This is a genomic window from Pseudomonas sp. NY11955 (genome assembly GCF_048068035.1).
Lineage (GTDB): Bacteria > Pseudomonadota > Gammaproteobacteria > Pseudomonadales > Pseudomonadaceae > Aquipseudomonas.
Genome location: NZ_JBLUPS010000004.1, coordinates 388,273 through 411,349, shown reverse-complemented (window position 1 = coordinate 411,349; position 23,077 = coordinate 388,273). Strand labels below are relative to the sequence as shown.

General features: G+C 60.1%; 29 protein-coding genes. 27 read left to right on the top strand and 2 right to left on the bottom strand.

From position 1 onward, the window contains the following. Positions 1-218: 218 nt before the first annotated feature. Together ACNFBR_RS10430 and ACNFBR_RS10425 are read right to left on the bottom strand one after the other, a co-directional pair. On the bottom strand, positions 219-470 hold the full coding sequence (locus ACNFBR_RS10430) for a DUF1654 domain-containing protein (protein WP_416734853.1): 252 nt from the start codon (positions 468-470) through the stop codon (positions 219-221). A 211-nt stretch (positions 471-681) separates the two neighbouring features. Then, on the bottom strand, positions 682-1,329 hold the full coding sequence (locus ACNFBR_RS10425) for an XRE family transcriptional regulator (protein ID WP_238066228.1): 648 nt from the start codon (positions 1,327-1,329) through the stop codon (positions 682-684). Positions 1,330-1,416: 87 nt separating this feature from the next. Between ACNFBR_RS10425 and ACNFBR_RS10420 the strand changes: the two genes are divergently transcribed. The 27 genes from ACNFBR_RS10420 (at position 1,417) to ACNFBR_RS10290 (ending at position 23,076) form a co-directional block, all read left to right on the top strand. Next, entirely contained in the window at positions 1,417-1,629 is a 213-nt protein-coding gene (locus ACNFBR_RS10420; protein ID WP_060709090.1) for a YdaS family helix-turn-helix protein, read from the top strand. A gap of 322 nt (positions 1,630-1,951) precedes the next feature. After that, positions 1,952-2,668, top strand: coding sequence for a helix-turn-helix domain-containing protein (locus ACNFBR_RS10415; RefSeq protein ID WP_416734852.1), 717 nt, complete (start codon positions 1,952-1,954; stop codon positions 2,666-2,668). Further along, positions 2,661-4,040: a replicative DNA helicase gene (gene dnaB, locus ACNFBR_RS10410; protein WP_416734851.1), complete on the top strand. Its 1,380-nt coding sequence runs from the start codon at positions 2,661-2,663 to the stop codon at positions 4,038-4,040. The genes ACNFBR_RS10415 and dnaB overlap by 8 nt, the downstream gene beginning before the upstream one ends. Continuing rightward, entirely contained in the window at positions 4,037-4,465 is a 429-nt protein-coding gene (locus ACNFBR_RS10405) for a VRR-NUC domain-containing protein (RefSeq protein WP_416734850.1), read from the top strand. Before dnaB ends, ACNFBR_RS10405 begins: the two co-directional genes overlap by 4 nt. Next, complete coding sequence (locus tag ACNFBR_RS10400) at positions 4,462-5,760, top strand: tyrosine-type recombinase/integrase (RefSeq protein WP_416734849.1); 1,299 nt, start codon at positions 4,462-4,464, stop codon at positions 5,758-5,760. Before ACNFBR_RS10405 ends, ACNFBR_RS10400 begins: the two co-directional genes overlap by 4 nt. After that, a complete protein-coding gene (locus ACNFBR_RS10395) occupies positions 5,757-6,005 on the top strand; it encodes a hypothetical protein (RefSeq protein WP_416734848.1) in 249 nt (82 codons plus the stop codon). The genes ACNFBR_RS10400 and ACNFBR_RS10395 overlap by 4 nt, the downstream gene beginning before the upstream one ends. After that, on the top strand, positions 6,002-6,319 hold the full coding sequence (locus ACNFBR_RS10390) for a hypothetical protein (RefSeq protein ID WP_416734847.1): 318 nt from the start codon (positions 6,002-6,004) through the stop codon (positions 6,317-6,319). Before ACNFBR_RS10395 ends, ACNFBR_RS10390 begins: the two co-directional genes overlap by 4 nt. Before the next feature lie 11 nt (positions 6,320-6,330). After that, a complete protein-coding gene (locus ACNFBR_RS10385; protein ID WP_416734846.1) occupies positions 6,331-7,017 on the top strand; it encodes a hypothetical protein in 687 nt (228 codons plus the stop codon). Positions 7,018-7,194: 177 nt separating this feature from the next. After that, positions 7,195-8,103: a hypothetical protein gene (locus ACNFBR_RS10380; RefSeq protein WP_088512197.1), complete on the top strand. Its 909-nt coding sequence runs from the start codon at positions 7,195-7,197 to the stop codon at positions 8,101-8,103. An 88-nt stretch (positions 8,104-8,191) separates the two neighbouring features. Then, the gene (locus tag ACNFBR_RS10375; RefSeq protein ID WP_416734845.1) at positions 8,192-8,503 is read left to right on the top strand and encodes a phage holin family protein; all 312 of its coding nucleotides are present in this window, start codon (positions 8,192-8,194) and stop codon (positions 8,501-8,503) included. After that, on the top strand, positions 8,503-8,841 hold the full coding sequence (locus tag ACNFBR_RS10370; RefSeq protein ID WP_416734844.1) for an HNH endonuclease: 339 nt from the start codon (positions 8,503-8,505) through the stop codon (positions 8,839-8,841). The genes ACNFBR_RS10375 and ACNFBR_RS10370 overlap by 1 nt, the downstream gene beginning before the upstream one ends. 158 nt (positions 8,842-8,999) lie before the next feature. Continuing rightward, positions 9,000-9,500, top strand: a complete 501-nt coding sequence (locus ACNFBR_RS10365; protein WP_416734843.1) for a terminase small subunit — start codon at positions 9,000-9,002, stop codon at positions 9,498-9,500. A gap of 3 nt (positions 9,501-9,503) precedes the next feature. Next, on the top strand, positions 9,504-11,183 hold the full coding sequence (locus tag ACNFBR_RS10360; protein ID WP_416734842.1) for a terminase large subunit: 1,680 nt from the start codon (positions 9,504-9,506) through the stop codon (positions 11,181-11,183). Positions 11,184-11,333: 150 nt separating this feature from the next. Further along, entirely contained in the window at positions 11,334-12,632 is a 1,299-nt protein-coding gene (locus ACNFBR_RS10355; RefSeq protein ID WP_416734841.1) for a phage portal protein, read from the top strand. Positions 12,633-12,648: 16 nt separating this feature from the next. Further along, positions 12,649-13,506, top strand: coding sequence for a head maturation protease, ClpP-related (locus ACNFBR_RS10350; RefSeq protein WP_416734840.1), 858 nt, complete (start codon positions 12,649-12,651; stop codon positions 13,504-13,506). A 2-nt stretch (positions 13,507-13,508) separates the two neighbouring features. Next, a complete protein-coding gene (locus tag ACNFBR_RS10345; protein WP_416734839.1) occupies positions 13,509-14,693 on the top strand; it encodes a phage major capsid protein in 1,185 nt (394 codons plus the stop codon). A gap of 58 nt (positions 14,694-14,751) precedes the next feature. Continuing rightward, entirely contained in the window at positions 14,752-15,315 is a 564-nt protein-coding gene (locus ACNFBR_RS10340) for a hypothetical protein (RefSeq protein ID WP_416734838.1), read from the top strand. 3 nt (positions 15,316-15,318) lie between these two features. After that, the gene (locus ACNFBR_RS10335) at positions 15,319-15,660 is read left to right on the top strand and encodes a head-tail connector protein (RefSeq protein ID WP_416734837.1); all 342 of its coding nucleotides are present in this window, start codon (positions 15,319-15,321) and stop codon (positions 15,658-15,660) included. Beyond that, positions 15,657-15,983: a head-tail adaptor protein gene (locus tag ACNFBR_RS10330; protein ID WP_416734836.1), complete on the top strand. Its 327-nt coding sequence runs from the start codon at positions 15,657-15,659 to the stop codon at positions 15,981-15,983. Before ACNFBR_RS10335 ends, ACNFBR_RS10330 begins: the two co-directional genes overlap by 4 nt. A gap of 8 nt (positions 15,984-15,991) precedes the next feature. Beyond that, complete coding sequence (locus tag ACNFBR_RS10325) at positions 15,992-16,162, top strand: DUF7302 family protein (RefSeq protein WP_019750982.1); 171 nt, start codon at positions 15,992-15,994, stop codon at positions 16,160-16,162. A 3-nt stretch (positions 16,163-16,165) separates the two neighbouring features. Further along, the gene (locus ACNFBR_RS10320) at positions 16,166-16,666 is read left to right on the top strand and encodes an HK97 gp10 family phage protein (RefSeq protein ID WP_416734835.1); all 501 of its coding nucleotides are present in this window, start codon (positions 16,166-16,168) and stop codon (positions 16,664-16,666) included. Next, a complete protein-coding gene (locus ACNFBR_RS10315) occupies positions 16,659-17,045 on the top strand; it encodes a DUF3168 domain-containing protein (protein WP_416734834.1) in 387 nt (128 codons plus the stop codon). The genes ACNFBR_RS10320 and ACNFBR_RS10315 overlap by 8 nt, the downstream gene beginning before the upstream one ends. Positions 17,046-17,101: 56 nt before the next feature. Then, on the top strand, positions 17,102-17,602 hold the full coding sequence (locus ACNFBR_RS10310) for a hypothetical protein (protein WP_416734833.1): 501 nt from the start codon (positions 17,102-17,104) through the stop codon (positions 17,600-17,602). Positions 17,603-17,642: 40 nt separating this feature from the next. Then, a complete protein-coding gene (locus tag ACNFBR_RS10305; protein WP_416734832.1) occupies positions 17,643-17,972 on the top strand; it encodes a hypothetical protein in 330 nt (109 codons plus the stop codon). 620 nt (positions 17,973-18,592) lie between these two features. After that, entirely contained in the window at positions 18,593-21,841 is a 3,249-nt protein-coding gene (locus tag ACNFBR_RS10300) for a phage tail tape measure protein (RefSeq protein ID WP_416734831.1), read from the top strand. Between the two features lie 45 nt (positions 21,842-21,886). Beyond that, entirely contained in the window at positions 21,887-22,471 is a 585-nt protein-coding gene (locus ACNFBR_RS10295; RefSeq protein WP_416734830.1) for a hypothetical protein, read from the top strand. Next, on the top strand, positions 22,471-23,076 hold the full coding sequence (locus ACNFBR_RS10290) for a hypothetical protein (protein WP_416734829.1): 606 nt from the start codon (positions 22,471-22,473) through the stop codon (positions 23,074-23,076). The genes ACNFBR_RS10295 and ACNFBR_RS10290 overlap by 1 nt, the downstream gene beginning before the upstream one ends. Position 23,077: the final 1 nt, after the last annotated feature.

The following is a 23,077-nucleotide window of genomic DNA, read 5'->3' as shown; positions in this document are numbered from 1 at the left end:
CTTAGCTTGTCCCGACCCAGGTGATGGCCTGGGTGCGTCGAGGTGGTCACGTCTGGTTGTGTAAAGAGCGGTGGCTTGGTTGCCTTGCCGCTACGTTATGGGCGGCGACGGTTGAAATATAGGTTCACCCATATTTCGTGTCAACGGGTATTCCCATAATTTTATTGCCGGGCAAAAAAAACCCGCTCAAATCGGCGGGCATCTGGTGGAGCGAATTGCTAATCCTGCGGTGGGAGAGTCCAGGCAACCTGGACATGTCCACCTTCCCTGATGGATACGGTCACATTGTCATTCTCGGATATTTCATCGAGGAGCCTATCCCAGTCAGCCTGTCGATCACTGGGCATTCGCTCTAAGAGGGCTGCCTGAGCTTTCTGAGCGCGAGGGGAATTAATGGCCGCCTGTATGCGAAATCCAAGCAAATCGAAGGTGGTTGGTGCTGACGGGGGGATAGCTTTAGCCTTGGACATAGTGCAATTCCATTCACTGTATGTGCATACAGTAATTGCAAGCTTGATCATTGTCATCTGACAAGAAAACGCACAGGTTTTTAGTCCGAAATGCTCGATTTAGGGGCGTTCAATGAGGTGTAGGTCAAGGTATGTAAACTTTTCCATCAGGTAGTTTCGACAGGCAAAAGAAAGCCCGCAGATCGCGGGCTTTCGGATTGCTGTAAGTGCTTTAGATTCGCCCAAGAACCTTGCTGGGGCCAAGGATCGCGCCGACGTAATGGATAGTTTCGATCTCTGTCCATGCCACCATTCTGCGATCCCCGTAGGCAGCGTTGATGGACATCAGGCTAACGCCCTCTTCGTTCTGGAAGAGGAGTTCCTTGACCATGCTTTGGCCATCGGTTGTCGTAACCATCACGTACTCACCAGGGACAAGGCGGTGATTTGGCTCGCACACTGCCACCCATCCGCTACGAATGGCCGGAGCCATCGAGTCGCCGCGCAGCCTAAGCGCGTAGGCATCGTCATCCTTCGAGTAAGTTTCAACCCAGCCGCCTGAGTTATCCAGGCTGATCCAGTGGCCGTCAGGCCCCAGCTGTGCAGTACCCACGATGTCGATCCTTCGAGGCGCCGAGATGATTGGTGGGCCGGCCTCGACGTTCCCATCGCTTGGGATCATCGAGCCCTCTCCATTGGCAAGCCAGATAGGGGAGACGCCGCACGCCTTGGCAATCTGCGCCATGAAAGCAGTGGCCTTTGATTTCCCCCGCTCCAGGTCGGAGATCGAGGTCTGTGTCATGCCCGCAGCGGCGGCCAACTGAGCTTGGTTCAGCTGAGCGTGCTTTCTAGCGAGCTTCAATCGGTCTTTGAATTCCATCCCGCGAGTATTACGGGCGCTCCCATATGGTTGCAAATCGGATTCCCCATAAACTACCATACGGGAAAACCCATATGGAGTGGTGTCATGACCTCTGTTTACAAGGACCTCGTCGCCCACTTCGGGACGCAGGAGGTTACCGCCGAGCGACTCAATGTTGACCAGAGCACAGTCTCTGGCTGGGTGCGCGGTAAGCACGGGATGTCTCCTGTGGTGGCTAAACGAGCCGAGCGACTTACGGAGGGCAAGTTCAAGAAGGAAGTTCTTTGCCCTGGCTTCCCATGGGATGAAGTCGCCTGACGAGACGAAGTATGTATGACCTGGCCTTGCGCCAGTAGATGCACAAAACACCTGCGAATCCATCCAGTACTGGAAAGGCAGGCGAAAAAAAACCGCCTGGCAGGGCGGCTTCTCTACAACAAACATCGAGATCGATTATGCACTCTGCAATGGATGCAAGCAACACCGCACCCTTGTCCGCTTCACACCACAAAGCCTACCACCAGCTCGCCGCCGCCCAGGCCGCGCGACTGATCCCCCTCCAGTATGCAGCTGCCTCGAAAGCCGTGCTCCGTCGTGAGTGTGTCGAGCACTTGCGGGCATCCCTTTGCGGAGGTGAGGCGTGAGCACGATCGTCATGACGGCCTGCTGGCCACTGCAAGGTATGAGCCCGGCGCAGAAGGCCGTGCTGATTTCACTGGCAGACAATGCCAACGACGACGGCGTTTGCTGGCCCTCCGTTGCCACGATTGGTTCGCGCACGTGCCTGTCTGAGCGTGCAGTCCGCAACGCACTGCGCTGGTTGGAAGAGGCTGGCTTGATGAAAAGCCACCAACGTTTCGGTCGTTCCACCTGGTACACCTTGACCCCGGCAGCATATGCCCCCGGCACGATATGCCCCCCGGCACCAGATGCCCCACCACCCCGGCAGGAAATGCCCCCCACCCCGGCACCAGATGCCCCCCACCCCGGCACCTCGTGCCCCCAGAACCGTAAAGGAACCATCAAGGAACCGTCAGAAGAAGAAACAGGTGCAAGCGCTGGCTCGAAAAAAGCCCCGGTTGAACAAATCGTCGACCTGTTCAACCAGGTACTCCACCAGCTGCCACGTGTCGTGCTGATCAACAAAGACCGGAGGGCAAAGATCCAGGCTCGCTGGGCAGAAAGCTCTGTCCACCAGGATCTTGATTTCTGGAACGACTTCTTCGCCCAGGTGGCGACCAGTGATTTCCTGATGGGACGCTTGAAAGGCCGCGATACCCAGTTCCGCTGCACGTTCGACTGGCTGATCGCTCCGTCCAACTTCGTGAAGGTGGTGGAGGGCAACTACGATGCGTGAGCCATACAACGCCGAGGCCGAACACGGCCTGCTGGGTGCCATGCTGCAGCGCCCGGAGCTGATCGACACCCTGTCCGATGACCTGACGCCCGAATCGTTCTACTTCGCCGAGAACGCCGAGGTGTTCCGCGGGATTATGGCTGTGCGCGCGGCCGGCAAGTCTGTGGACCTGCTGACGGTGGCTGATCACATCGGCATGCTGGACAACGGCGAACGCGCGCTGGGCCACTGCGCATCGCTGGTGGCCAACACCCCGAGCGTGGCAAGCGCCGGCACCTACGCCGGTATCGTCCGGGAGCGGGCCATTGAGCGCGCTCTGTACGAGTTGAGCGACCGCACCCTGGAGATCGTCCAGGGTGGCGGCGATATCCAAGACAAGATCGCGGCTGTGCAGGCCGCGGCCATGGGCATCGACGCAGGCAGTGATGGCGAAGAGGTCGTGAAGGTCTCCGACCTGATGGCTGACCAGCTGGAGGTTTGGCAAGAGCGCCACGACCGGCTGTCACACGGTGAGACGCTGATCGGTCTTTCGACCGGCCTGGCCGACCTCGACGAGAAGCTGGGCGGCCTGCAGCCCGAGCAGCTGATCATCGTGGCGGGGCGACCGGCCATGGGCAAAACCACCCTGGCCATGGGCTTCGTGCTGGATGCCGTGGTGCGCCAGAAGAAGTCCGGCCTGGTCATCAGCCTGGAGATGAGCAAAGGCCAGCTGATTGACCGTGCCGTCGCCGCCGAAGGCCGTATTCCGCTCAACCTGATCAAGAACGGCTCGGCCTGTGAGTCGCATGGCGCCGAGCTCTGCGCTGCAGCGGCCAAGCTGAAAAACGCCAACCTGTTCATCGCCGACCGCGCCGCCGCCACGGTTGGTCGCATACGCTCGCTGGCCCGCCGGCACAAGATGCGGTACGGCCTGGACATCTTGATGGTCGACTACCTGCAGCTGATGGACGGCGAGGGCGGCAACCGCACCGAAGCGGTCAGCAGCATCAGCCGCGGCTGCAAGTTGCTGGCCCGCGAGCTGGGCATTCCGGTCGTGCTGCTGAGCCAGCTTTCCCGCAAGTGCGAGGAACGCCCGAACAAACGCCCCGTGAACTCGGACCTTCGCGAGTCGGGGGCCATTGAGCAGGACGCTGACGTGATCTTGTTCGTGTACCGCGACGAGGTTTACCACGAAAACAGCGAGCTCAAGGGCGTCGCCGAGATCATCGTCGGCAAGGGGCGCGACATCGAAACCGGCACCGTCCGCGCAGCCTTCCTCGGCCAATACAACCGCTTTGAAACCCTATCGGCCAGCTGGCAGCCGCCGGCCAAGGCCCAAAGCCAATCCGAGCGGCCGTTGTCGGCCCGCTACGCACGCAAGGAAGTCGCATGACAGCACCCGCCCTTCGCCCGTTCAAGGCCAAAGTGGCTCGCGCCAAGCCCGTCGACAGGGAAGGGCAGGAGCAGGCCGCGCTGATGAAAGAAATGCAGCTGCGCTACCCGCAGGCCTACAAGCTGATTTATCACGTCCCGAACGGTGGCCATCGGATCAAGGCAGTCGCCGCCAAGCTGAAAGGGCAGGGTGTCAAGGCCGGTGTGCCCGACCTGGTGCTTCCCATGGCGCGCGGTGGGTATTTCGGGTTGTACATCGAGTTCAAGGCCAAGCCACCGTTCGATGCGCCGGTGTCGGCCAGCCAGGATGCCTTCCTGCAGTTGCTGACGAATGAGAACTACCTGGCCATCGTGTGTCGGGGCAACATCGATGCGGTCGAGGCCATCCGTGCCTACCTTCTGCTGCCGGCCACGGTGGCTGTATGAGCGCGACCCGCGAAGTGAAGCTGAGCGAGGCCGAGGTGCGCCGGCAGGCTGCCGACAAGTCGGTGCGTGACCTGCGCGACCCGCGTCACCCGGGCCTGTACCTGCGTTTTTGGAGCAACCGTGCGCGCGGCACTTGGCACCTGGTGCGCGGCAAGAAGTGGGTGCCGATCGGCCGTTGGCCCGACCTGACCGTGGCGGCCGTGATTGCCGAGCTGCCTGCGCTGCGGCAGCGGCTGCTGCGCAACCCGGCCACCGCGCCTGTGGTTTCGGGCATGTCTACCGTGGGTCAGTTGCTCGACTGGTACGCCGACCGGATGGGTCGTGATCGCTCGCTGTCTGCAAAGCGCAAGGCTGCCGCCCGCGCCGCCATCGGGCAGCATCTGCGCCCATGCCTCGGCGAGCTGCCAGTCAAGTACGTCACCGCCGAGCTGATCGACAAGCATCTGATCTGGCCAGCCCAGGCCAAGCTATCGCTGTCCTATCTGCGGCAGATGTTCGGCATGCTGCTGACCGCCTTCCGCCAAGCCCTCAAGCTGGAGATGGTCGGCAGCAATCCTTTGGCCGGAGTGCGCTTCAGTGATTTCACCAAGGCACGAATCGCTCCAAAGGCTGCTCGCCTGCGGGGTGTGCACTTGCCCGAGCTGATGCAGCAATTGACCCAGGCATTCGAGGCGACCCCGCACGACGCCATGCTTGCCCTGATGATGCTGGCCCACGGTACCCGAATCGGCGAAACCCGGATGGCCCGCTGGAGTGACGTAACCCTGGCTGCTGCCGAGTGGTTCATTCCTGCGGCTCACACCAAGACCCGCACCGAGCACCGTCTGCCATTGACCGCTCAGCTCAAAGCGCTGCTGATCCGGTACCGGGCTATTCAACAGGCCCGAGGGTACGAAGGCGTTTACCTGTTCCCAAATCGCCGTGGTCAGTGCCTGAGCGAGACCCAGGCCAGCATGGTGTTCACCCGCCTGGGGCAGGGCGAGTGGACCAGTCACGATCTGCGCAAGGTGTCCCGTACCACCTGGACCGACCTCGGCATCGACGGCCACATCGGCGAGATGCTGCTGAACCACACGCTGGGCAAGATCGCCAGCACCTACATCCACACGCAGGCCATGGAGCAGCGCAAGTTGGCTCTGGAGAAGTGGCATGCGTGGCTTGACCGGATCGGTTTCACCGCCATCCACGGCCTTAAAGAGGCCTTATTTGAAATCCCGCAGAAATCGCCACAAGCCAAGGGCGGCGAGGCCTCGGGCGACCTTAGCGAATTAGTGATTAGCGAGGATTCGAAATGAATGTTTCCGAGCATGGAGCCGTCGCCTTCCTCTACGGCGTGAGAGGTCGAATCGTTGGGCAGGTGATCATTGATGAGTGGTTTGGCTTGGATCTCGGCGAGGAAGTGACCGTGGAGCCGCGGGAAGGAGGTTTGTTTGGCCTAGAGCAGTTCGACAAGACGATTGTGGCTGGCAGTGCTGTCGTGCCGCGCAGCCGTGCGACCAAGCCTTGGCTACGAGCCAAAAAGGGGCGTGCCCGCCAATGAGAAAAAGCCACGGCCCAGCTTTCAAGAAGGCCGTAATTGATTTGGATGTATGCCCTTTGTGCCGTGGGAGAGCGGTCATTCAGGGCGTGTTTCACGAACTGCCATGCGACCACTGCAACGGCTCCGGCTGGGTAGTGGCGGCCACTGGCGAGGCCCTTGCCTTGGATGAACTGGTGACCCAGCTCAGCCTCAAGCTGCAGGCCGCGACACGGCAGATCGAGCAGTTGAAGAACCCTCAGGCATCCGGGCCTGAGGCTACATATCAGGGAAGCAACCGGCGCGGCGCCGGCGGCACCAACTACACCGGCGATTGAGGGGGAAGGACATGATTTATAGCAGCGTATCGGGTGCAGTAGTTGCCGCTCTGGCGGCGGGCGAGAAGGGATCGGCAAAGGCCCAGGCCTGGCAGAAGCTGTACAAGTCGGCAGAGGAGGAGGGCGGCTGCCTGGCCTCATTGGGCGGCCGATCGGGCGGCATCGATCGTACGCAGATCGATTACTGGCTGTCTGCCCGCCTGCACCACATGCTCAAGGGTAGGCACTGGGATGCACTGGTCGCCAAATACAGCACCAACAAAGCGAAGAAGGTTCAGGCGATCACGCTGATCCGGCCACTCATCGCGAGCCCTGCGCCGACACTGTTCATCTACAAGGCGGTGACCGCCTGGGCCATTCCAAAGCTCAAGGGAGCACGCCGCAAGGCGCCGCAATCTGTTTCGGTGGATATCCCGCTGGATGCTTCGCCTTGGCGCCGGGAGGCCGCAGTAAATGCTGCAGTTGCCGCTGGCCAGGCAGCGAAGAAAAGGATCGAGGCAGTCGAAGAGGATGTGATCATTCTGCCGGACAGCTTCTACGACATGAACACTTGGGATCTCGATGCTACGCCGGAGTCGACCCGCCGGCGGTGGAGGCTGGACATCAACGAGAAGCTGGACGGGATGATCGACGATGCGCTGGCAGAGGTGCGGGTGATATTGGAAGCCGAGGGCCTGCTGATGAAAGAGGCTGCATGATTGCCTGTTGACATCAGTGAGCGACTGAGCGAAATTATCCCCATCCTGTCATTCCTGCGCACGTTGAGGACTGACCCAAGAAGCCCAGCCATAGTGCTGGGCTTTTTCGTGGTCAAGCTGATAGCAAAATGATATCTGGAAATGTAGAGTCCTTTCGCACTGAGAAAGGAGTCTGCTGTGAACGATATCGTTGTCTCTTTACCGCTCGCGTTCTACTTTGATACCAAGACGCCTGTACCTATCCCTGAAATCATCAAGTCCCTTGATGGCCTGGATAAGCTGGCGAAATCGTTACCAAGATTCTTCACTGAGCTCAGCGGCGCGAAAATCGACGGGGTCGAACTCAAGGTCGAGCGGATTGAGACAGGTAGCCTCAAAGAAAACTTCGAATGCCTCTTGATGTTCCTTACAGAGGCAGAGAAGGAAAAATTCAAGGTATGGCTTCAGGGGACGAAGATGGGGACGGGGCTGCGGTATGTGGCTTGTGCTGGTGTGGTAGCGGCCGCCTTGACCATGGTGGCTGTAGGAGCGGTTGCGGCCTACGACAGCTTCACTGGCGGTAATACTCCATCGATCCAGGCCAACAACAATACGATCATTAACATAGGCGCCGACGCCCTTTCTGTGTCGGAAGACCAGCTGAAGAAAGCGATCGACGCGGCTTTGTCCAAAGACAAGAAAAAAGCAGTTGCTGCTGCCATGAACTTCATTGCCCCAGCCGGTACTGAGAACGGCGGAACCCTATACGCGGGTGACAAGGGCGCGGAGCTGAACGTTTCCGTCGAAATGGCGCGTGACACTCCGCAGGCTCCGGATTTCAAAGTTAAGGACCAGGTGCTGGCTTACGAGAGGGTTCCTGTCTCGATCAGGGCGCTTGATCGCGACAAGGAAGATACCGGCTGGTGGGTCGTGCTACCGACCATATCTGCTGAGAAAAGGCTTCGGATGACCTTTGCTGATGATGCCGATACCGCTAAAGCTAAAACTGAGTCCGAGATCGTAGCTGACGTGCTGGTCACCTACAGCCAAGACTTCAGCCAAGGTACTTTGGTGCCGAAGGGCGTCGAGATTCAGAAAATTTACTAGCAGTACCTAGTTTCACCAACAAGCCCTGGCAATTGTCAGGGCTTTTTCATTTGTGCTCCCCGCAACGGGAGGAATCGAGATGGTCCATATGCCAGAGAAAGACCCATCCTTCTGGGTGCTTGTACTAACAGCCCTAAGAGAGAACGGCCTGGCGATGGGCCTGACATTCGCCCTGACCTGGTTGCGTATTCAATACGATGGCCAGGAAACCCGCCCAGTCCGACAGCTGATTGAGGCTACTCTTGGCGCGTTGATCGTGATGGTGGTCGGTCTTACCGTGAAGGAGTTCGGCCTCAGCATCGCTTGGTCGTTCGCCACCGCTGGCTTTGTCGGCGTGCTTGGCGTTGAGCAGGCTCGCCAGCTTGGCAGGCGCTGGGCGGAACGGAAGGTCGACGGCTGATGGCCAGGCTCAAGACGCTCGGTTCTCGCATCAAGGAGAGCGCAGGTTCACGGGTCAAGGTAGTCGCACCCGGCAGCTGGCGAAGCGGCATGACCAGCTCCCAGCGAGGCTATGACTATCGATGGCAGAAGGCGAGAGAGCAGTATCTAAGTGACAACCCATTGTGCGCGTACTGCGAGCGGAACGGCCGCACAGCTGCGGCCGGGGTTGTCGACCACATCGTTGCTCACCGTGGAGACATGGTTCTCTTCTGGGATCAGACCAACTGGCAGAGCCTCTGCAAGCCTTGCCACGACTCGGTCAAGCAGGCCGAGGAGGCGGCGGGGCTGGGTGGCTGACACGTCAGCGGATTGCCGAAACCCAGCCCGGCGACAGAGTGACACGCCATTGACGTGCTGCGAATGGGGTAGGGGGGGCAAAAGCTAGGGATTCTCATCTAGCTAGACCGCCACCGACCCCACGTAGACATTTTTCTCCCCCCTGAAGGTTTTTGTTAATGGTGTTAACAGACAAACAGCGACAGTTTGTTGACGCTAAGGCCCGGGGTGCGTCCAACAAAGAAGCAGCGGAAGCCGCGGGCAGTAAGCCCTCGACGGCTGCTGCAGCTGGTTCGCGCTGGGCCAATGATCCGAAGATCGCATCCGCAATTCTGGCTCGTAGAGCAGAGCTCAGTGTTAACCCTGAGCCGAAAAAACGCAGAGGAAAAGCAAAGGCCAATGAGGCCACAGATGACCCTCTCGAGGTCAATGAGGCGGATGGCGAGTTCCTGAGCTGTCTGCCAGAAACACAGGATCCGCTCGAGTGGTTGATCGCGCTGATGAACGAGCCTCGAGCCAAAGTCTTCGACCGGCGCAACGCTGCGCAGACGGCCGTGCCGTACATCCACGGGAAGAAGGCAGAGGCGGGCAAGAAAGAGCAGAAGGCGGAGGCCGCGAAAGAGGCAGGCAAGGGCAAGTACTCCCAGAGCAAGCCGCCCCTCACAGTCGTCAAGGGGTGACACATGCTTTGGACAACAGCCTGCCCTGACTGGTGGCGGCGCCTGGCTGCCAGCGAATCCATCATCCCTGAACCGCTCTTTCCCCAAGAGGCAGAAGAAAGCCTCGATGTCTTCAAGGGGCTCCGCATTGTAGATGCCCCGGGTAGCCCAACTATTGAGAGCGCATGCGCCCCGTGGGTGCTCGCTTTCGCTGGGGCCGTGTTCGGCAGCTACAACAGCGAGACCGGTGAGCGCCTGATTCGGGAGTTCATGCTTTGCATCCCGAAGAAGAACAGCAAGTCGACCATCGCCGCCGCGATCATGCTGACAGCCCTGGTGCGCAATTGGCGGATGTCGGCCGAGTTCATCATCCTCGCGCCGACCAAAGAGATTGCCGACAACGCCTTCGTGCCGGCGAAGGACATGGTCAACAACGACGAAGAGCTGAAGGACCTGCTTCATGTGCAGCCACACCTTCGGCTGATCACCCATCGAGAGACCGGCGCCACGCTGAAGGTCGTCGCCGCTGACAGCGACGTGGTGGGTGGCAAAAAGGCCGTGGGCGTACTGATCGATGAGGCCTGGCTGTTCGGTAAAAACCCGAAAGCAGCCGACATGATTCGAGAGGCCACCGGCGGCCTGCTGTCCAGGCCCGAAGGCTTCGTCATCTGGCTGACCACGCAGTCGAACGAACCGCCAGCTGGTGTGTTCCGGTCGAAGCTGAACTATGCCCGCGGCGTGCGCGACGGCCGCATCAGTGACAATCGCTTCCTGCCGGTCATCTATGAATTCTCGAAGGAGATGATCGACAGCGGCGACGCCCGCAAGCCAGAGAACTTCCACCTGGTGAACCCCAACATGGGGTTCTCAGTCGATCGCCCGACGCTTGAGCGCTTGTTCATGCAGGCAGAGATCGACGGTGAGGCCGAGCTGCGCGGCTTCCTGGCCAAGCACCTCAACATCGAAATCGGCTTGGCCCTCATGTCTGACGCCTGGGTCGGTGCTGAGTTCTGGGAGCCGCAGGCGGCCACCTGGCTCAACCTGGATGAAATCCTTGAGCGGTGTGAGGTCATCGATGTTGGTGGCGACGGGGGAGGGCTCGACGACTTGCTGGGTCTTGCCGTCGTCGGTCGGGAAACGAGCACCCGCCGTTGGTTCCACTGGGCTCACGCTTGGGCTCACCCATCGGTTCTTGAGCGCCGCAAGTCCGAAGCGCCACGGCTCAAGGATCTGGAGGCGGTGGGTGACCTAACCATCGTCAAGCGGATCGGTGAAGACGTGGAGCAGTTCGCAGCCATCGTCGCTCGTATCAACGAGTCGGGCCTGTTGGACAAGGTCGGGCTCGACCCTGCAGGAATCGGCTCTGTTCTGGATGCCCTGGCTGATGCCGGTGTCGAGGAAGACAAAATCGTTGGCATTTCCCAGGGGTGGAAGCTCACCGGCGCTATCAAGACGACTGAGCGCAAGCTTGCCGAGGGCACACTGTTGCACTGCGGTCAGCCGCTCATGGCATGGTCCTGCGGCAACGCCAAAGGGGTTCCGTCGGCCAATGCCTTCTTGATCACCAAGCAGGCTTCGGGCACAGCGAAGATTGACCCGCTGATGGCTACATTCAACGCCGTTTCTCTGATCAGCCTCAATCCTGAGGGGCGCGGGGGAATGGACAACTTCATGGCTGGCATTCGGGACCCACTGATCGCATGAATGCACTTTACATTTTCATCGCCTGCGCATTGGTGGCTTTCTGCCTGGCATGTGCCGGGGTCTGGGTGCTGGCCGGCACTGGTTGGGCCCTGATTGCTGGTGCGGTGAGCTTCTTTTGCATCGCCGGCTTCCTCCGCAGAGGATTGACTAGTGATTAAGACCCTATCCCAGGCATTGGGGGCTGCCGCCGCGAAGCCCTCGGCCAGCATGAGTGAATGGCTGGGCAAGAGCATCAAGTTATCGGATGGCGGATTCTGGGGAGCGTTCGCGGGCGGCCAGTCCAGCAGCGGCAAGTCGGTCAGCGTCGACAAGGCAATGCGCCTTTCTACGGTGTGGGCCTGCGTACGCATCATCTCCACCTCGGTGGCTGGCTTGCCCCTGAGCATCTACCGGCGAATGCCTGATGGCAGTCGCGAGAGCGCGCGGGACTTCCCGCTGTACGACGTGGTGCACACCAGCCCCAACGAGGACATGGCCGCCTTTCATTTCTGGCAGGCAGTCGTTGCCTCGATGCTGCTGTGGGGGAATGCCTACTGCGAGATTCACCGCTCCGCAGGTCGCGTCATTGCACTGGACTTCCTGATGCCGTCCCGAGTCGACCTCGAGTTCGATGATGACGGCCGGTTGAGATACTTCTTCAAGCCTCGCAAGGGCGCGCGTCGGGAGATTGTGCGGCAGAACATGCTGCACATCCCGGCCTTCACTTTGGACGGCCGGGTTGGCCTTTCGGCCATTCGCTACGGCGCGGATGTGTTTGGTTCGGCGATGTCGGCAGACGACGCGGCCAACAGCACCTTCCGCAACGGCATGATGCCAACGGTCGCGTTTTCGGTGGACAAGACACTGAACCCGGCCCAGCGCGTTGAGTTTCGGGAGTACGTGAAGACCATCTCCGGGGCGCTGAATGCCGGTAAGAGCCCTGTGCTCGAGCAAGGCGTGAAGCCGGAGATGATCGGCATCAACCCCGCTGACGCGCAGCTGCTGGAATCGAGGGGGCACAGCATCGAGGAGATCTGCCGATGGTTTGGCGTCCCGCCCTGGATGGTGATGAAGACCGACAAGGGCAGTAACTGGGGGACCGGCCTGGAACAACAGCAGATCGCGTTTCTCACTTACTGCATCATGTCCTTCACGGCGCCGATCGAGCAGTGCGTGAACAAGTGGTGCATGACGGCGGTTGACCGGATCAAGTTCTACGCCGAGTACTCACTTGAAGCGTTCCTGCGTGCGGACAGCGCCGGCCGTGCAGCCTATCTCAGCACGATGGGGCAGAACGGCTACATGACCCGAAACGAGGGCCGGCGGAAAGAAAACCTTCCGAGCATGCCGGGTGGCGATGTACTGACCGTGCAATCCAACCTGGTGCCACTTGACCAGTTGGGCAAGCAAAACGATAGCCAGGCCGCAAGGGCCGCTCTGATGAACTGGCTCCAACAGCCGGAAAAGTAAATCACGGGAGTAATCCATGAAACACAAGATCCAGTCTCGCGGCCTGCGCAGCGAGATGAGCCCGCGCGCGCTCGATAAATGGAACCCCGCGATACAGGCGGCCGTCGAGAACACCTCGGACACCATCACGGTTTACGGCGTGATCGGCGAGGATTGGTACGGCGAGGGCGTCACGCTGAAGCGTATCGATGCCGCGCTGCGCGCCATTGGTGAGCGTGACGTGGTCGTGTACATCAACTCGCCTGGCGGTGACATGTTCGAAGGCATCGCCATCTACAACCGCCTGCGCGAACACAGCCACAAGGTCACCACCAAGGTGCTCGGCATGGCGGCCAGCGCTGCTTCGATCATCTATCTCGCGGGTAGCACGCGAGAGGTGGCCAGTAGCGGCTTCCTCATGATCCACAACTGCTGGACCTGGCTCGCCGGCAATCGCAACTACCTACGTGACATCGCCGATGACATGGAGGAGTTCGATGCAGCCATGGCCGACCTCTATGCCGAGACGAGTGGGCAGTCGGCGGAGGACATGGCCGAGCTGATGGACGATGAAACCTACATCCGTGGCAAGCGTGCCGTGGAGCTTGGCCTGGCCACTGGGCTGTTGTCTTCCAGCGAAGTCATCGAGCGCGAAACCGAGGATGCCGCCCAGAACAATGCGCTTAAGGCCATGGACGTCGCCCTGGCCAAAGGGGGCATGCCTCGCTCCGAGCGCCGAGAATTGTTCGCCAATTTCAAGTCCGGCATGCCTCGCGCTGCCGGCGGGGGCACGCATAACGCTGCCCCGACCGATAAGCCCCGCGCTGTCGCGCCAGACCTCTCCGCCTCCCTGAGCGCGGCAACCAACATCCTCAATTCTCTGAAAGGAAACTGACCATGGACTTTGAAGCCCAAGTCAAGGAACTCAATGCCAGCCTCAAGGGCATTGGCGATCAGATCAAAAGCCAGGCCGAGGCGACCGAGAAGCAAATCAAGGCCTCCGGTGAAATGAATGCCGAAACCCGCGCGAGGGTCGATGAACTGCTAACCAAGCAGGGCGAGGTTTCGGCGCGCCTGCAAGAGGCTGAGCAGAAGCTTGTAAACGCCAACCGCGACCGTGGCCAGCCTGAGCGTCAGCACTCGGCCGGTGAAATCGTCGCTGCCTCTAAGGAAATGGAAGGCGTCGATTCCTCTTTCCGCGGCTCCCGCCGCATTTCTGTGACTCGTGCGGCAATCACCTCCGTTCCCGGCTCTGCTGGCGACCTGGTGGCACCTGACCGCCGTTATGGCATCCAAGCCATGCCCGAGCGTCGTTTGACCATCCGCGATCTGATCGCCCCAGGCCAGACTGGCAGTAACTCCGTGGAGTACGTTCGAGAAGACGGCTTTACCAACAACGCCGCACCGGTGGCGGAAGGCGGATCTAAGCCGTACTCCGACATCAAGTTCAAGTTGGAAAACGCGCCGGTGCGCACCTTGGCTCACCTGTTCAAGGCTAGCCGGCAGATTCTCGACGACGCCCCGGCCCTCAAGAGCTTCATCGACGCTCGCGGCCACTACGGCCTCAAGTTGGCCGAAGAGTCCCAGCTGCTCTTTGGTAATGGCACCGGTGCAAATATCGGCGGCATCGTTCCCGCCGCGCAGATTTACGCGGCCCCTGGCGGCGTCGTAGTAACTGGCGAACAACGTATCGACCGGCTGCGCCTGGCCCTGCTGCAAGCAGAGCTCGCTGAATTCCCGTCGGATGGCATCGTCCTCAACCCGATCGACTGGGCGTTGATCGAGTTGCTGAAGGATGCTCAAGGCCGCTACCTGATTGGCCAGCCTCAAGGTGACACCCAGCCAACCCTGTGGCGCCGCCCTGTGGTTTCCACCCAGGCCATGCCGCAGAACGACTTCTTGGTCGGTGCCTTCGGACTAGGTGCGCAGATCTTCGATCGTATGGACGTGGAAATCCTGATTTCCACCGAGAACGACAAGGACTTCGAAAACAACATGGTCTCCGTCCGAGCCGAGCAGCGCCTGGCCCTGGCCATCTACCGCGGGGAAGCGTTTGTTACCGGTCCGCTGACTGGCGAGTAACGCTGCCCAATAGCAGGAACGGCGCTCGCAAGGGCGCCAATCTTGAAGGAGATGATGTATGTCGAACACAGGAAGAAAGGCCGGTAAGGCTCAATCGGAAGGCCTGGGCCCTAGCTCGGATGACCAAGTTGTTGCAGCCGGTGCAGATGCCGCTGATCCAACTTCCAGCCCGGGTAATGCCGGTAATCCATCGGGCGATAATGCAGGCGCCACGCCTGCTGAGGACGGCTCTGCTGGTGCCAGTGTTGCCGCTGCTCAACCAGCTGAAACCAGCGTCGCAGGAGCGTCGGGCCTGGAATCCGAGGCGGCGCAATGCGCCCCTGCATCTGATGCGGGCAATGATGAAGCGTCTTTGTCGGCTGCCACGGGGGAGCAGTTGGCAGCGGAGGTAGCAGCAGATGCATCGGGCAGTGAAGCCTCCGATCTGTCCATTCTCAGCGAAGCCATCCCCTCCAAGCTTGCGGCGGTGAAGCCGGCTGTGATCGAAGTGTTCCCGCTTCGCACCTACCAGGATGACGGTGAATTGCGTCGGCGTGGTGGTACAGGCTACGTGGTGGACAAGCGCCATGCCGATGCTTTGGTGCAGCGCGGCCTTGCTTCCCTCAAACGCCCGGAGGGGTAACACATGGCGGTCATCAGCATGTCGATCGCACGACATCATCTTCGAGATCCTGATGATGATGATGAATACCTGGAGCTCCTGATCGAGGCCGCTGAAGGGCAGGCGATAGACTATCTGAACCGCCGCTTTTACGCCGACCAGCAGGCGCTGGATGAGGCCGTCGCCGCCGAGGATGCCGGTGAATCCCCCATGGTCTGCAACAAGCAGATCAAGGCTGCCTGTTTGCTGATCCTCGGCCACCTTTACGCCAACCGTGAGGACGTTGTGATCGGGACCATTGCCACCGATCTGCCGCAAGGTTCGAAGGCGCTTCTGACCCCGCACCGTGTTGGGTGGGGCGTATGAGAGCCGGGCCGCTACGTCACCGGTTTGAAGTGACCCACCGACATGAAGAACGCAATAAGTCCGGGGGAGCCTCAGTGACGTGGTTCCCTGCAGCCCGCCCTGAAATGTGGTGCGAAGTTCGCACCCCTACTGGGCGCGTAACGGCAGTTGCTGAAAAACTGAGCGCTGTTGTCACGGCCGAAATCATCGGCAGGCCGCGCTCAGACATCGTTGCCGGGTCGCGTCTGATACGCCGCGGGGTCACTTACCAGGTCGAGGCGGTTTTGCCGGACAACGATAACACCCTGATGAGGCTGCTCTGCTCATCGGTACCAAACCCATGAGGTGAACAATGAAAATTCGAGCACTAGGCCCGCTGACGGGCGCATCTGGTGAGCGTGAGAAGGGCGAAGAGTTCGAGGTCGACAATGCCTATGGCGAAGGCCTGATTGCTCGAGGCTACGCCGAAGCAGTAACCGACAAGGCCGCGAAGCCAGCGAAGGCTGATCCGGCCAAGGAGTAAGCCATGGCTCGCAGGTCCAGCATTCGCGGCGATATCCGGCTACGCCGGACACTGCGCAATATCCATCGAACGATGGACAACGAGCTGCAGCCCGCGATGTTGGAGGCGGCTAACCGCATCCTGGAAACCCAGCGGCAGTTGATGCCCAAGGACACTGGCGCCGCTGCTGCAGCACTACGGGTGTACGTCTCACCCAGCGGCCTGGACGCCCAGATCGGGATCCGTGGAAAGCGGGACAATCGGCGGTTCTTCTACCTGCGCTTCATTGAGTACGGCACCAAGGGCTACATCGGCGGCAAGCGAGCAGGCGATCGCAACCGGCGCGTCAGCAACAAGAGCGACGGTACGCACTTCTTCGGCAAACATCCTGACATTCCCGCCAGGCCAGCTCATCCGTGGCTGCGCCCATCAATGCACGTCAATAGGGAGTATGTAATGGCTGACATTGAAGCAGCAGTGCGCCGCACACTGCGCAAGGCAAGCCAGGGGGTAGGCAATGGCTGATCCATCACTGGCACTGCAGGAGGCGGTCTTTGCCAGGCTTCAGGCCGAAATCAGCTGCCCGATATACGACGGCGCGCCGCTGAACGCTGATATGCCGTACGTCTCGATCGATCGAGAGGTCTCAGTCAACAGCAGCCCGATCTCGGGCCGCAAGCGTGAAACGCGCCTGCTTTACCTGTCGGTTTGGTCGGATGCTGTGGGCCAGGCTGAGGTCAAGCGCATCAACGGCGAAGTCATTGCTGCTCTGGACGAGCGCCGCCTCCCGCTGGAGGTGGGCCGTGCGGTGTCCGTCCGGGTCGAGCAGGCGGACGCTCAGCGCGACGCCGACGGCATCACTTACCAGGGCTCGATCACCGTTCGCGTGATCACTACCCACTGAATCACCCACCGGGCCGCGCCGCGGCTTTTATCCAATGTGCCTTTGGAGGAACCCCCATGGCCGACGACAACCTCAATACAGCCGCCGGCTGCCGCTTCTTCATCGGCGGCAAGACCGGCGCAGACACCGAAACCGAGTACAAGGCCGACACCTACGTCGAAGTGGGCGAGATCGAGGACCTGGGAGAGTTCGGCGACACCTTCAGCAGCGTTAACTTCACCTCGCTGAAAGACGGCCGTGTGCGTAAGTACAAGGGCACTGCCGATGCAGGTGATCTGACTATCACCGTCGGCCTGGATAGCGGTGATGCCGGCCAGCGCGCAGTGAAGACCGCCCACAAGGACCGCAGCAAGGGTGACTACAACGCCAAGGTCACGCTGAACGACGGCGATCCGACCGCGACTCCAGTGATCAATCCAACCACCTTCTACATGCGCGTCAAGGTGATGAACAACACCGTGGCACCTGGCGCTGCTGACAACGTGGTCCGCCGGAACATCACCATGGGTATTAACTCTGAAGTGCTGGAAATCGCTGCCGGTCCAGTCACCCCTTGATAGCCCGGGGCTGTAGCCCCGGCACCACAGGACCTGATCTATGAACAACACCTTGCACGGCACTGTGACCGTGAAACTAGGCGATGAGGAGTTTACCCTGCAGCCCACCCTCAAAGCCGTTCGCGCAATTGAGAGCCGATTTGGAGGCCTGCGCGGGGCATCGCAGACGATCAACGCCCTGAGCGTGGAGGGCTGCGCAATTATCCTTGCCGCTGGTGCCGGCCTGGAAGGGAAAGCAGCTGAAGCTGTGGCCGAGAAGGTTTGGCAGGCTGGTGTGTTAGAAGTATCGACGCAGCTCAACGCATACGTCGTCGCGCTCTATAACCCTCGCGGCGTCGACAAGGGAAAGGATCAAGCCGGGACGGGGTAAGCGTCGTTGAGGACGGAAGTTACGTCGACCGGCTGTTTTCGATCGCTACAGGCTGGCTGGGATGGTCGCCCGATACCGCGTGGGGTACCCCATTGCCTGAGCTATTCATGGCGATGGACGCTAGGCTTGAGTGGGTGCAGATGACCAGCCCGTTTGGAGGCGGAAAGCCGGGCGGTCAGCAGGAGAAGCAGAAACCAACTACGGTGGCCGAGAAGCTTCGGCAGGCTCTGACGGGCAGAAAGGCTGCTTGAGTTGGTGTCGGGAGTTATCCTATACCCCGATTTATTTTGGGAATGGATTCATGCAGCTACTTATCCTACTGGCGCTTTTAGTCATAATCGTCCTGATTGCTCCCTGGATGCTGGGGTTAATCGCGACTGTCGTTGTCGCCGGAGGGGCGGCTTTTTTCGTATTCTTTCTCGGCTCCGCTCTCCTTCTAGGTATCGCAGCGCTTGTGCTACGACACCTGGGAGATCCGGTGAAACAGCAAGAGCGTCTCGAAAAGAGAGCCAAGAGGGTTGCCGATGCCGCGAACCGAGCCAATAGAAGCCCCGATTAAAAGTTGCATTCACTGTTCTTGAGCCCGGCGATGCCGGGCTTTTTATTGCCTGGAGATCGGCATGGCAGATTCAGACATCCAGGGGATGCTGGTCCGTATTGAAGCGACCACTGCTCAGCTTCGCTCTGAAATCGCGAGAGCGGAGTCCACTGTTGCCCAAGGTGCCACGGCAATAGACCGCGGCCTTGCTCGAATTGACGAGAGCTTTGATCGGGCAGGGGAAAGCGCTCAAAGTGCAGGCGCGCTGATCAAGAATGCTCTAGCCGTTGCGGTGGGCGCTGCCTCGGTCCGCTCCATTATTGATGTCGCCGACTCCTACTCACAGATGTCTGATCGAATGGGGCTTGCGACTTCCAGCGTCAACGAATACAACCTGGTTCAGGACAGGTTGCTTGATACTGCAAAACGCACTTATCGCCCCCTGAGTGAAGCCCAAGAGCTGTACATCCGCACGGCAGACAGCCTCAAGTCCATGGGGTACAACACCAGCGAAGCGCTGGATGTGATGGACAGTTTCAGCTTCCTGCTTGTGACCAACTCGGCCACCACTGACAAAGCAGCATCTGCAATCGATGCATACTCCAAAGCGCTGCAGACTGGCAAAGTCGAGGCCGATGGTTGGCAGTCGATCCTAGCAGCAATGCCAACTATCGTAGACACCCTTGCAAAAGCGACTGGCAAGAGCGCCGAGGAGATCCGTTCTCTCGGGGCAGACGGGAAGCTCAGCCTCGATATCCTCACCGAAGGTTTGCAGAAATCGGCACAGGCAAATGGTGAACTGGCTGACAGCATGGGTGTAGCTGTACGTGATGCGTTGCAAAATCTCAGCAACGCTTTCTCTGTCTACATCGGTCGTCTGAACGAGACTACTGATGGAACTGGGGTTCTGGCCCAGGGTATCAGCGTCATCGGAGACAACTTCGAAACGCTGGCGAATATCGCTGGCGTCGTAGCTGTTGGTGCTCTTGCTGGGTACGCCCGGAGTCTTGCTGGCAGTGCCGCAGCCTCGCTTATGGCGACCAAGAGCGCTATCTCGGACGCCATCGCTCGGAAGGCCCAGGCGAGCGCTGTGTTGCTGGTCGCACAGGCTGAGCAGCAGAAGGCTCAAACAGCAGTGTTCTTGGCCGAAAAAGAGGCTGTTGCTGCGCGCGGTACCGCCGTTCAAACCCAGATGTCGCTGCAGCTCGCTGAGGCGAGGATGCTTGAAGCGCGAGCCACGAACGCAGTCGCTGCTGCCCAAGCAACTGTTAGTCGCGCGTCCATAGGAGTCATGGGCGTGCTTGGAGGGCCCGCAGGTATAGCTGCCCTGGCAATCGGCGCCGCAACTGCCTTCCTCACTCTGCGTGACAACACCAGTGTTCTCGAGCAAAAGCTGGGCGACCTCAGTGACCCGATTGACCAACTGGTTGAGCGCTTCAATAAGCTGAACCGTGCCACTCAATCCGTTACCCTTCGGGAGCTGAAAGCCTCGATTGAGGATGCAGAAAGCGAGCTGACAACTGCCGCCGGGTCGATCGCATTCGAATTCCAAAGCAGCCTCACGAATGCGGGGTTGGCTGGCGCTTCAGGGTTTATGGGCGGAATTGCGCCGCTCCCTGCCGAGTTCCAGGCGGCGATGGACATCGTGAAGAAAGCCTCAGCCGACCAGGCTGCCGGAATGGCTGTTGACTGGAAGGACGTTGCAGATCGCATCAGGGAAGTTCCAGGTGTCACCGCTGAAATGGCAAATGCGCTTGAGGAAAGCGGCGGAGCGGCGAGCGAGAAGGCGGAGGTAATCAATCGTCTCAAGCAAGCCATGGCCGAGCTGACGGGCGAGACCGATGCAAATACGAAGGCCGAGCGACAGAACGCGGCGGCCAGGGCAACGGCTGCTCAGGAGACCCAGAAGTATCTCGATCAACAGTTGAAACAGCTCGCCTCGGCACAGGACAAAACCAACACTGATGCCGCCAAGCGTTACATTGCAGAGAGAACCGACCTTACGGAAGGAGAGAAGGCCGCCATCCTTTCCGTTGCAGCGGCACGTGACGCACAAAAGAAAGCAGACGACGAGGCCGCGAAGTCTAAGCGCCAAGGGGCATCCGAGACTGAGCAGGCCGCCAAAAAGCAGCTTAAGGACTTTGAGTCAACCGAGGAGGGCTACAAGCGGCAAATTCAGCTCATCAACACCACCGGCGATAAGCAGAAGGATGCGACCGAGGTTGCGAAGCTGTCATTTGAGTTGCAGGAGGGCAAGCTTGGAAACCTGTCGAAGGCCCAACAGAATCGCTTGCTGGAGCTTGCCGCCGAGCTAGATGCGCTGAACAAGATCAAGAAGGCCAATGAGGACGACCTGAAACTCAGTGCGTTCAAGGCCGCCCAGGCCACGGGAACTCAGACAGCAATCAATGGCTACGACCAAGACCTGGCCGGCATTGGTCGCGGCGACAAAGCCCGCGATCGCATGCGCGCAGAACTGGCGATGCGCCAGAAGCATGTAGAAGACCTAAACGCCCTGAACGAGCAGCGCAATACGGGGCAGATCAGCCCGGAGCTGTACCAGCAGGAAACGCAGGTTCTCACCGACGAGCTCAACAAGCGCCTCGCTGCTCAGCAGAACTACTTCCAGCGGGTCGATGAAGCGCAGTCGAACTGGTCGAATGGGGCTACTTCTGCCCTGGAGAACTACCTCGACAGTGCAGCAGATGTGGCCGGCCAGACCCAAGACCTGTTTACCAACGCCTTCAGCAATCTGGAGGACGGGATCGTCCAGTTCATCAAGACGGGCAAGGCATCGTTCAAGGATTTCGCGGATTCAATCATCGAGGACCTGATCCGCATTCAGGTGCGCCAGGCCGCCGCCGGCTTCCTCGGTTCCGCCTTCAACTTCCTCGGGGGAGGCAGCTCGGCGCTGGGGCAGGGAACCATGACGGGGTTCAGCGAGGTCATTCGCAATGCCAAGGGCGGCGTTTACGACTCGCCTAGCCTGTCTGCCTTCTCCGGCGGTGTTTACGACAGCCCGCAAATGTTCGCTTTCGCCAAGGGGGCGGGGATTTTCGCCGAGGCCGGCCCTGAGGCAATTCTGCCGCTTCATCGGGGGCCGGATGGTTCGCTTGGGGTCATGGCTGCTGGCGGGTGGGGAGGCGGCGGGGAGTCTTCCTTCTCTTTCGGCGGCATCACGCAGCACTTCCACTTCAGCGGGGGAGCTGGATCGCTGACCAAGGAAGAGATCCGGCAGGTGGCCCAAGACGGCGCCAAGGGTGGCTACGAGCTGATGCTGCGAGACTTCAAGACCAACGGTGCCGGGCGGCAGATGCTGCAGCGGCGGTAACTATATCCGGCCCGCTTCGGCGGGCTTTCTTTTGGGAGTGACCCAATGGCGGAGGTATGGCCCGAGGACCTGGAGCCCACTGAGGTCACCTGGGGCGTCGTCTACAATAACCGAGGGTTCACCTCCTCGCTGTCGAATGCCCAGCAGGTTGTGGCTCAGCCCGGCGCTTACTGGAAGTGCTCAATGACCTTCGGCGTCCTGTACGACGAAGACGAGCGCGAACTGACATCGTTGCTGGGCCGCCTGCAGGGCATGTTCGGCACGGTCCACATCCCGTATCTCACCCGGACGCGCACGGACAACATCGGTGCGCCGACGGTTGCCGTGGCCAATGCCCAGGCCAGCGTCATGCAACTGCAGGGCTTGCTGGCCAGCCGTCCGGTGTTCAGTCGGGGAGATCTCATCACGATCAATGGCGAAATGTTCGAAGTCGTCGAGCGGGCCACGTCCGACGCCACTGGCAAAGTCCTGGTCTCGGTGAACAAGCGTATCCGCAAGGTGATCCCGGCCGGCACTGTAGTCGAGTACAGAAACCCCTATTGCGAGATGCGCCGCATGGACGACACCAACGAATGGACCACCCAGCCAGTGGTCTCGAACTCGACCCTGCAATTCCGCGAGGCATTCTGATGGCCAATGGCGTATTCCCGTTCAGTCAAACCGTCGTCGACATCATTGCCAAAGGCAATTTCATGGCGGTTTATGCCTGCCAGTTGGACTTCCCCGATGGCATGGTCTTCGCGCACACCGGCACCGGTGACCTGGTGATCGACGGCATCACCTACCAGGGAGTTGGCAGTTTCGGGTCGGTTGGCCAGTCGCAGGAGAGCAGCAACTCAGGCTCGCCCATGTCCGTGGAGCTGACCCTCAACGGCCTGGACGCTCAGATCATCACCGAGACTTCGCTCAAGGGGTGCCGGGGGCGCAACGGCAAGCTCATGTTCGTGGTGTTCGATCGGGACGGTACCTATGCCGCCGACATCCTGTTCAGCGGACGCATGGATGCTGCCAAGTTCTCCTATGCGGGCAACGGCGAAGAGGGCAACAGCATCACAGTCCCGCTCATCGATCGCATGGCCGAGTGGAACAGGACCGGTACCGAGCGCTGGACCGACGAGAACCACCGGGCGCGCCGACAGGACGATCGCTTTTTCTTCGCCATCGCGCAGATCGCCGACTGGCCCATCTACTGGGGTGCCTCCAAGGATGCTCCGAAGTTCACCTACGAGACATAGC

Excerpts from the sequence above, each read along its gene's own strand:
- ACNFBR_RS10395 (WP_416734848.1), top strand. The coding sequence starts at position 5,757 with ATGAATGTTTCCGAGCATGGAGCCGTCGCCTTCCTCTACGGCGTGAGA.
- ACNFBR_RS10290 (WP_416734829.1), top strand. The coding sequence starts at position 22,471 with ATGGCCAATGGCGTATTCCCGTTCAGTCAAACCGTCGTCGACATCATT.
- ACNFBR_RS10400 (WP_416734849.1), top strand. The coding sequence starts at position 4,462 with ATGAGCGCGACCCGCGAAGTGAAGCTGAGCGAGGCCGAGGTGCGCCGG.
- ACNFBR_RS10295 (WP_416734830.1), top strand. The coding sequence starts at position 21,887 with ATGGCGGAGGTATGGCCCGAGGACCTGGAGCCCACTGAGGTCACCTGG.
- ACNFBR_RS10405 (WP_416734850.1), top strand. The coding sequence starts at position 4,037 with ATGACAGCACCCGCCCTTCGCCCGTTCAAGGCCAAAGTGGCTCGCGCC.
- ACNFBR_RS10340 (WP_416734838.1), top strand. The coding sequence starts at position 14,752 with ATGTCGAACACAGGAAGAAAGGCCGGTAAGGCTCAATCGGAAGGCCTG.
- ACNFBR_RS10335 (WP_416734837.1), top strand. The coding sequence starts at position 15,319 with ATGGCGGTCATCAGCATGTCGATCGCACGACATCATCTTCGAGATCCT.
- ACNFBR_RS10310 (WP_416734833.1), top strand. The coding sequence starts at position 17,102 with ATGGCCGACGACAACCTCAATACAGCCGCCGGCTGCCGCTTCTTCATC.
- ACNFBR_RS10330 (WP_416734836.1), top strand. The coding sequence starts at position 15,657 with ATGAGAGCCGGGCCGCTACGTCACCGGTTTGAAGTGACCCACCGACAT.
- ACNFBR_RS10430 (WP_416734853.1), bottom strand. The coding sequence starts at position 470 with ATGTCCAAGGCTAAAGCTATCCCCCCGTCAGCACCAACCACCTTCGAT.
- ACNFBR_RS10425 (WP_238066228.1), bottom strand. The coding sequence starts at position 1,329 with ATGGAATTCAAAGACCGATTGAAGCTCGCTAGAAAGCACGCTCAGCTG.
- ACNFBR_RS10305 (WP_416734832.1), top strand. The coding sequence starts at position 17,643 with ATGAACAACACCTTGCACGGCACTGTGACCGTGAAACTAGGCGATGAG.
- ACNFBR_RS10420 (WP_060709090.1), top strand. The coding sequence starts at position 1,417 with ATGACCTCTGTTTACAAGGACCTCGTCGCCCACTTCGGGACGCAGGAG.
- ACNFBR_RS10390 (WP_416734847.1), top strand. The coding sequence starts at position 6,002 with ATGAGAAAAAGCCACGGCCCAGCTTTCAAGAAGGCCGTAATTGATTTG.
- ACNFBR_RS10350 (WP_416734840.1), top strand. The coding sequence starts at position 12,649 with ATGAAACACAAGATCCAGTCTCGCGGCCTGCGCAGCGAGATGAGCCCG.
- ACNFBR_RS10370 (WP_416734844.1), top strand. The coding sequence starts at position 8,503 with ATGGCCAGGCTCAAGACGCTCGGTTCTCGCATCAAGGAGAGCGCAGGT.
- ACNFBR_RS10320 (WP_416734835.1), top strand. The coding sequence starts at position 16,166 with ATGGCTCGCAGGTCCAGCATTCGCGGCGATATCCGGCTACGCCGGACA.
- ACNFBR_RS10385 (WP_416734846.1), top strand. The coding sequence starts at position 6,331 with ATGATTTATAGCAGCGTATCGGGTGCAGTAGTTGCCGCTCTGGCGGCG.
- ACNFBR_RS10325 (WP_019750982.1), top strand. The coding sequence starts at position 15,992 with ATGAAAATTCGAGCACTAGGCCCGCTGACGGGCGCATCTGGTGAGCGT.
- ACNFBR_RS10375 (WP_416734845.1), top strand. The coding sequence starts at position 8,192 with ATGCCAGAGAAAGACCCATCCTTCTGGGTGCTTGTACTAACAGCCCTA.
- ACNFBR_RS10345 (WP_416734839.1), top strand. The coding sequence starts at position 13,509 with ATGGACTTTGAAGCCCAAGTCAAGGAACTCAATGCCAGCCTCAAGGGC.
- ACNFBR_RS10365 (WP_416734843.1), top strand. The coding sequence starts at position 9,000 with ATGGTGTTAACAGACAAACAGCGACAGTTTGTTGACGCTAAGGCCCGG.
- dnaB (WP_416734851.1), top strand. The coding sequence starts at position 2,661 with ATGCGTGAGCCATACAACGCCGAGGCCGAACACGGCCTGCTGGGTGCC.
- ACNFBR_RS10360 (WP_416734842.1), top strand. The coding sequence starts at position 9,504 with ATGCTTTGGACAACAGCCTGCCCTGACTGGTGGCGGCGCCTGGCTGCC.
- ACNFBR_RS10315 (WP_416734834.1), top strand. The coding sequence starts at position 16,659 with ATGGCTGATCCATCACTGGCACTGCAGGAGGCGGTCTTTGCCAGGCTT.
- ACNFBR_RS10300 (WP_416734831.1), top strand. The coding sequence starts at position 18,593 with ATGGCAGATTCAGACATCCAGGGGATGCTGGTCCGTATTGAAGCGACC.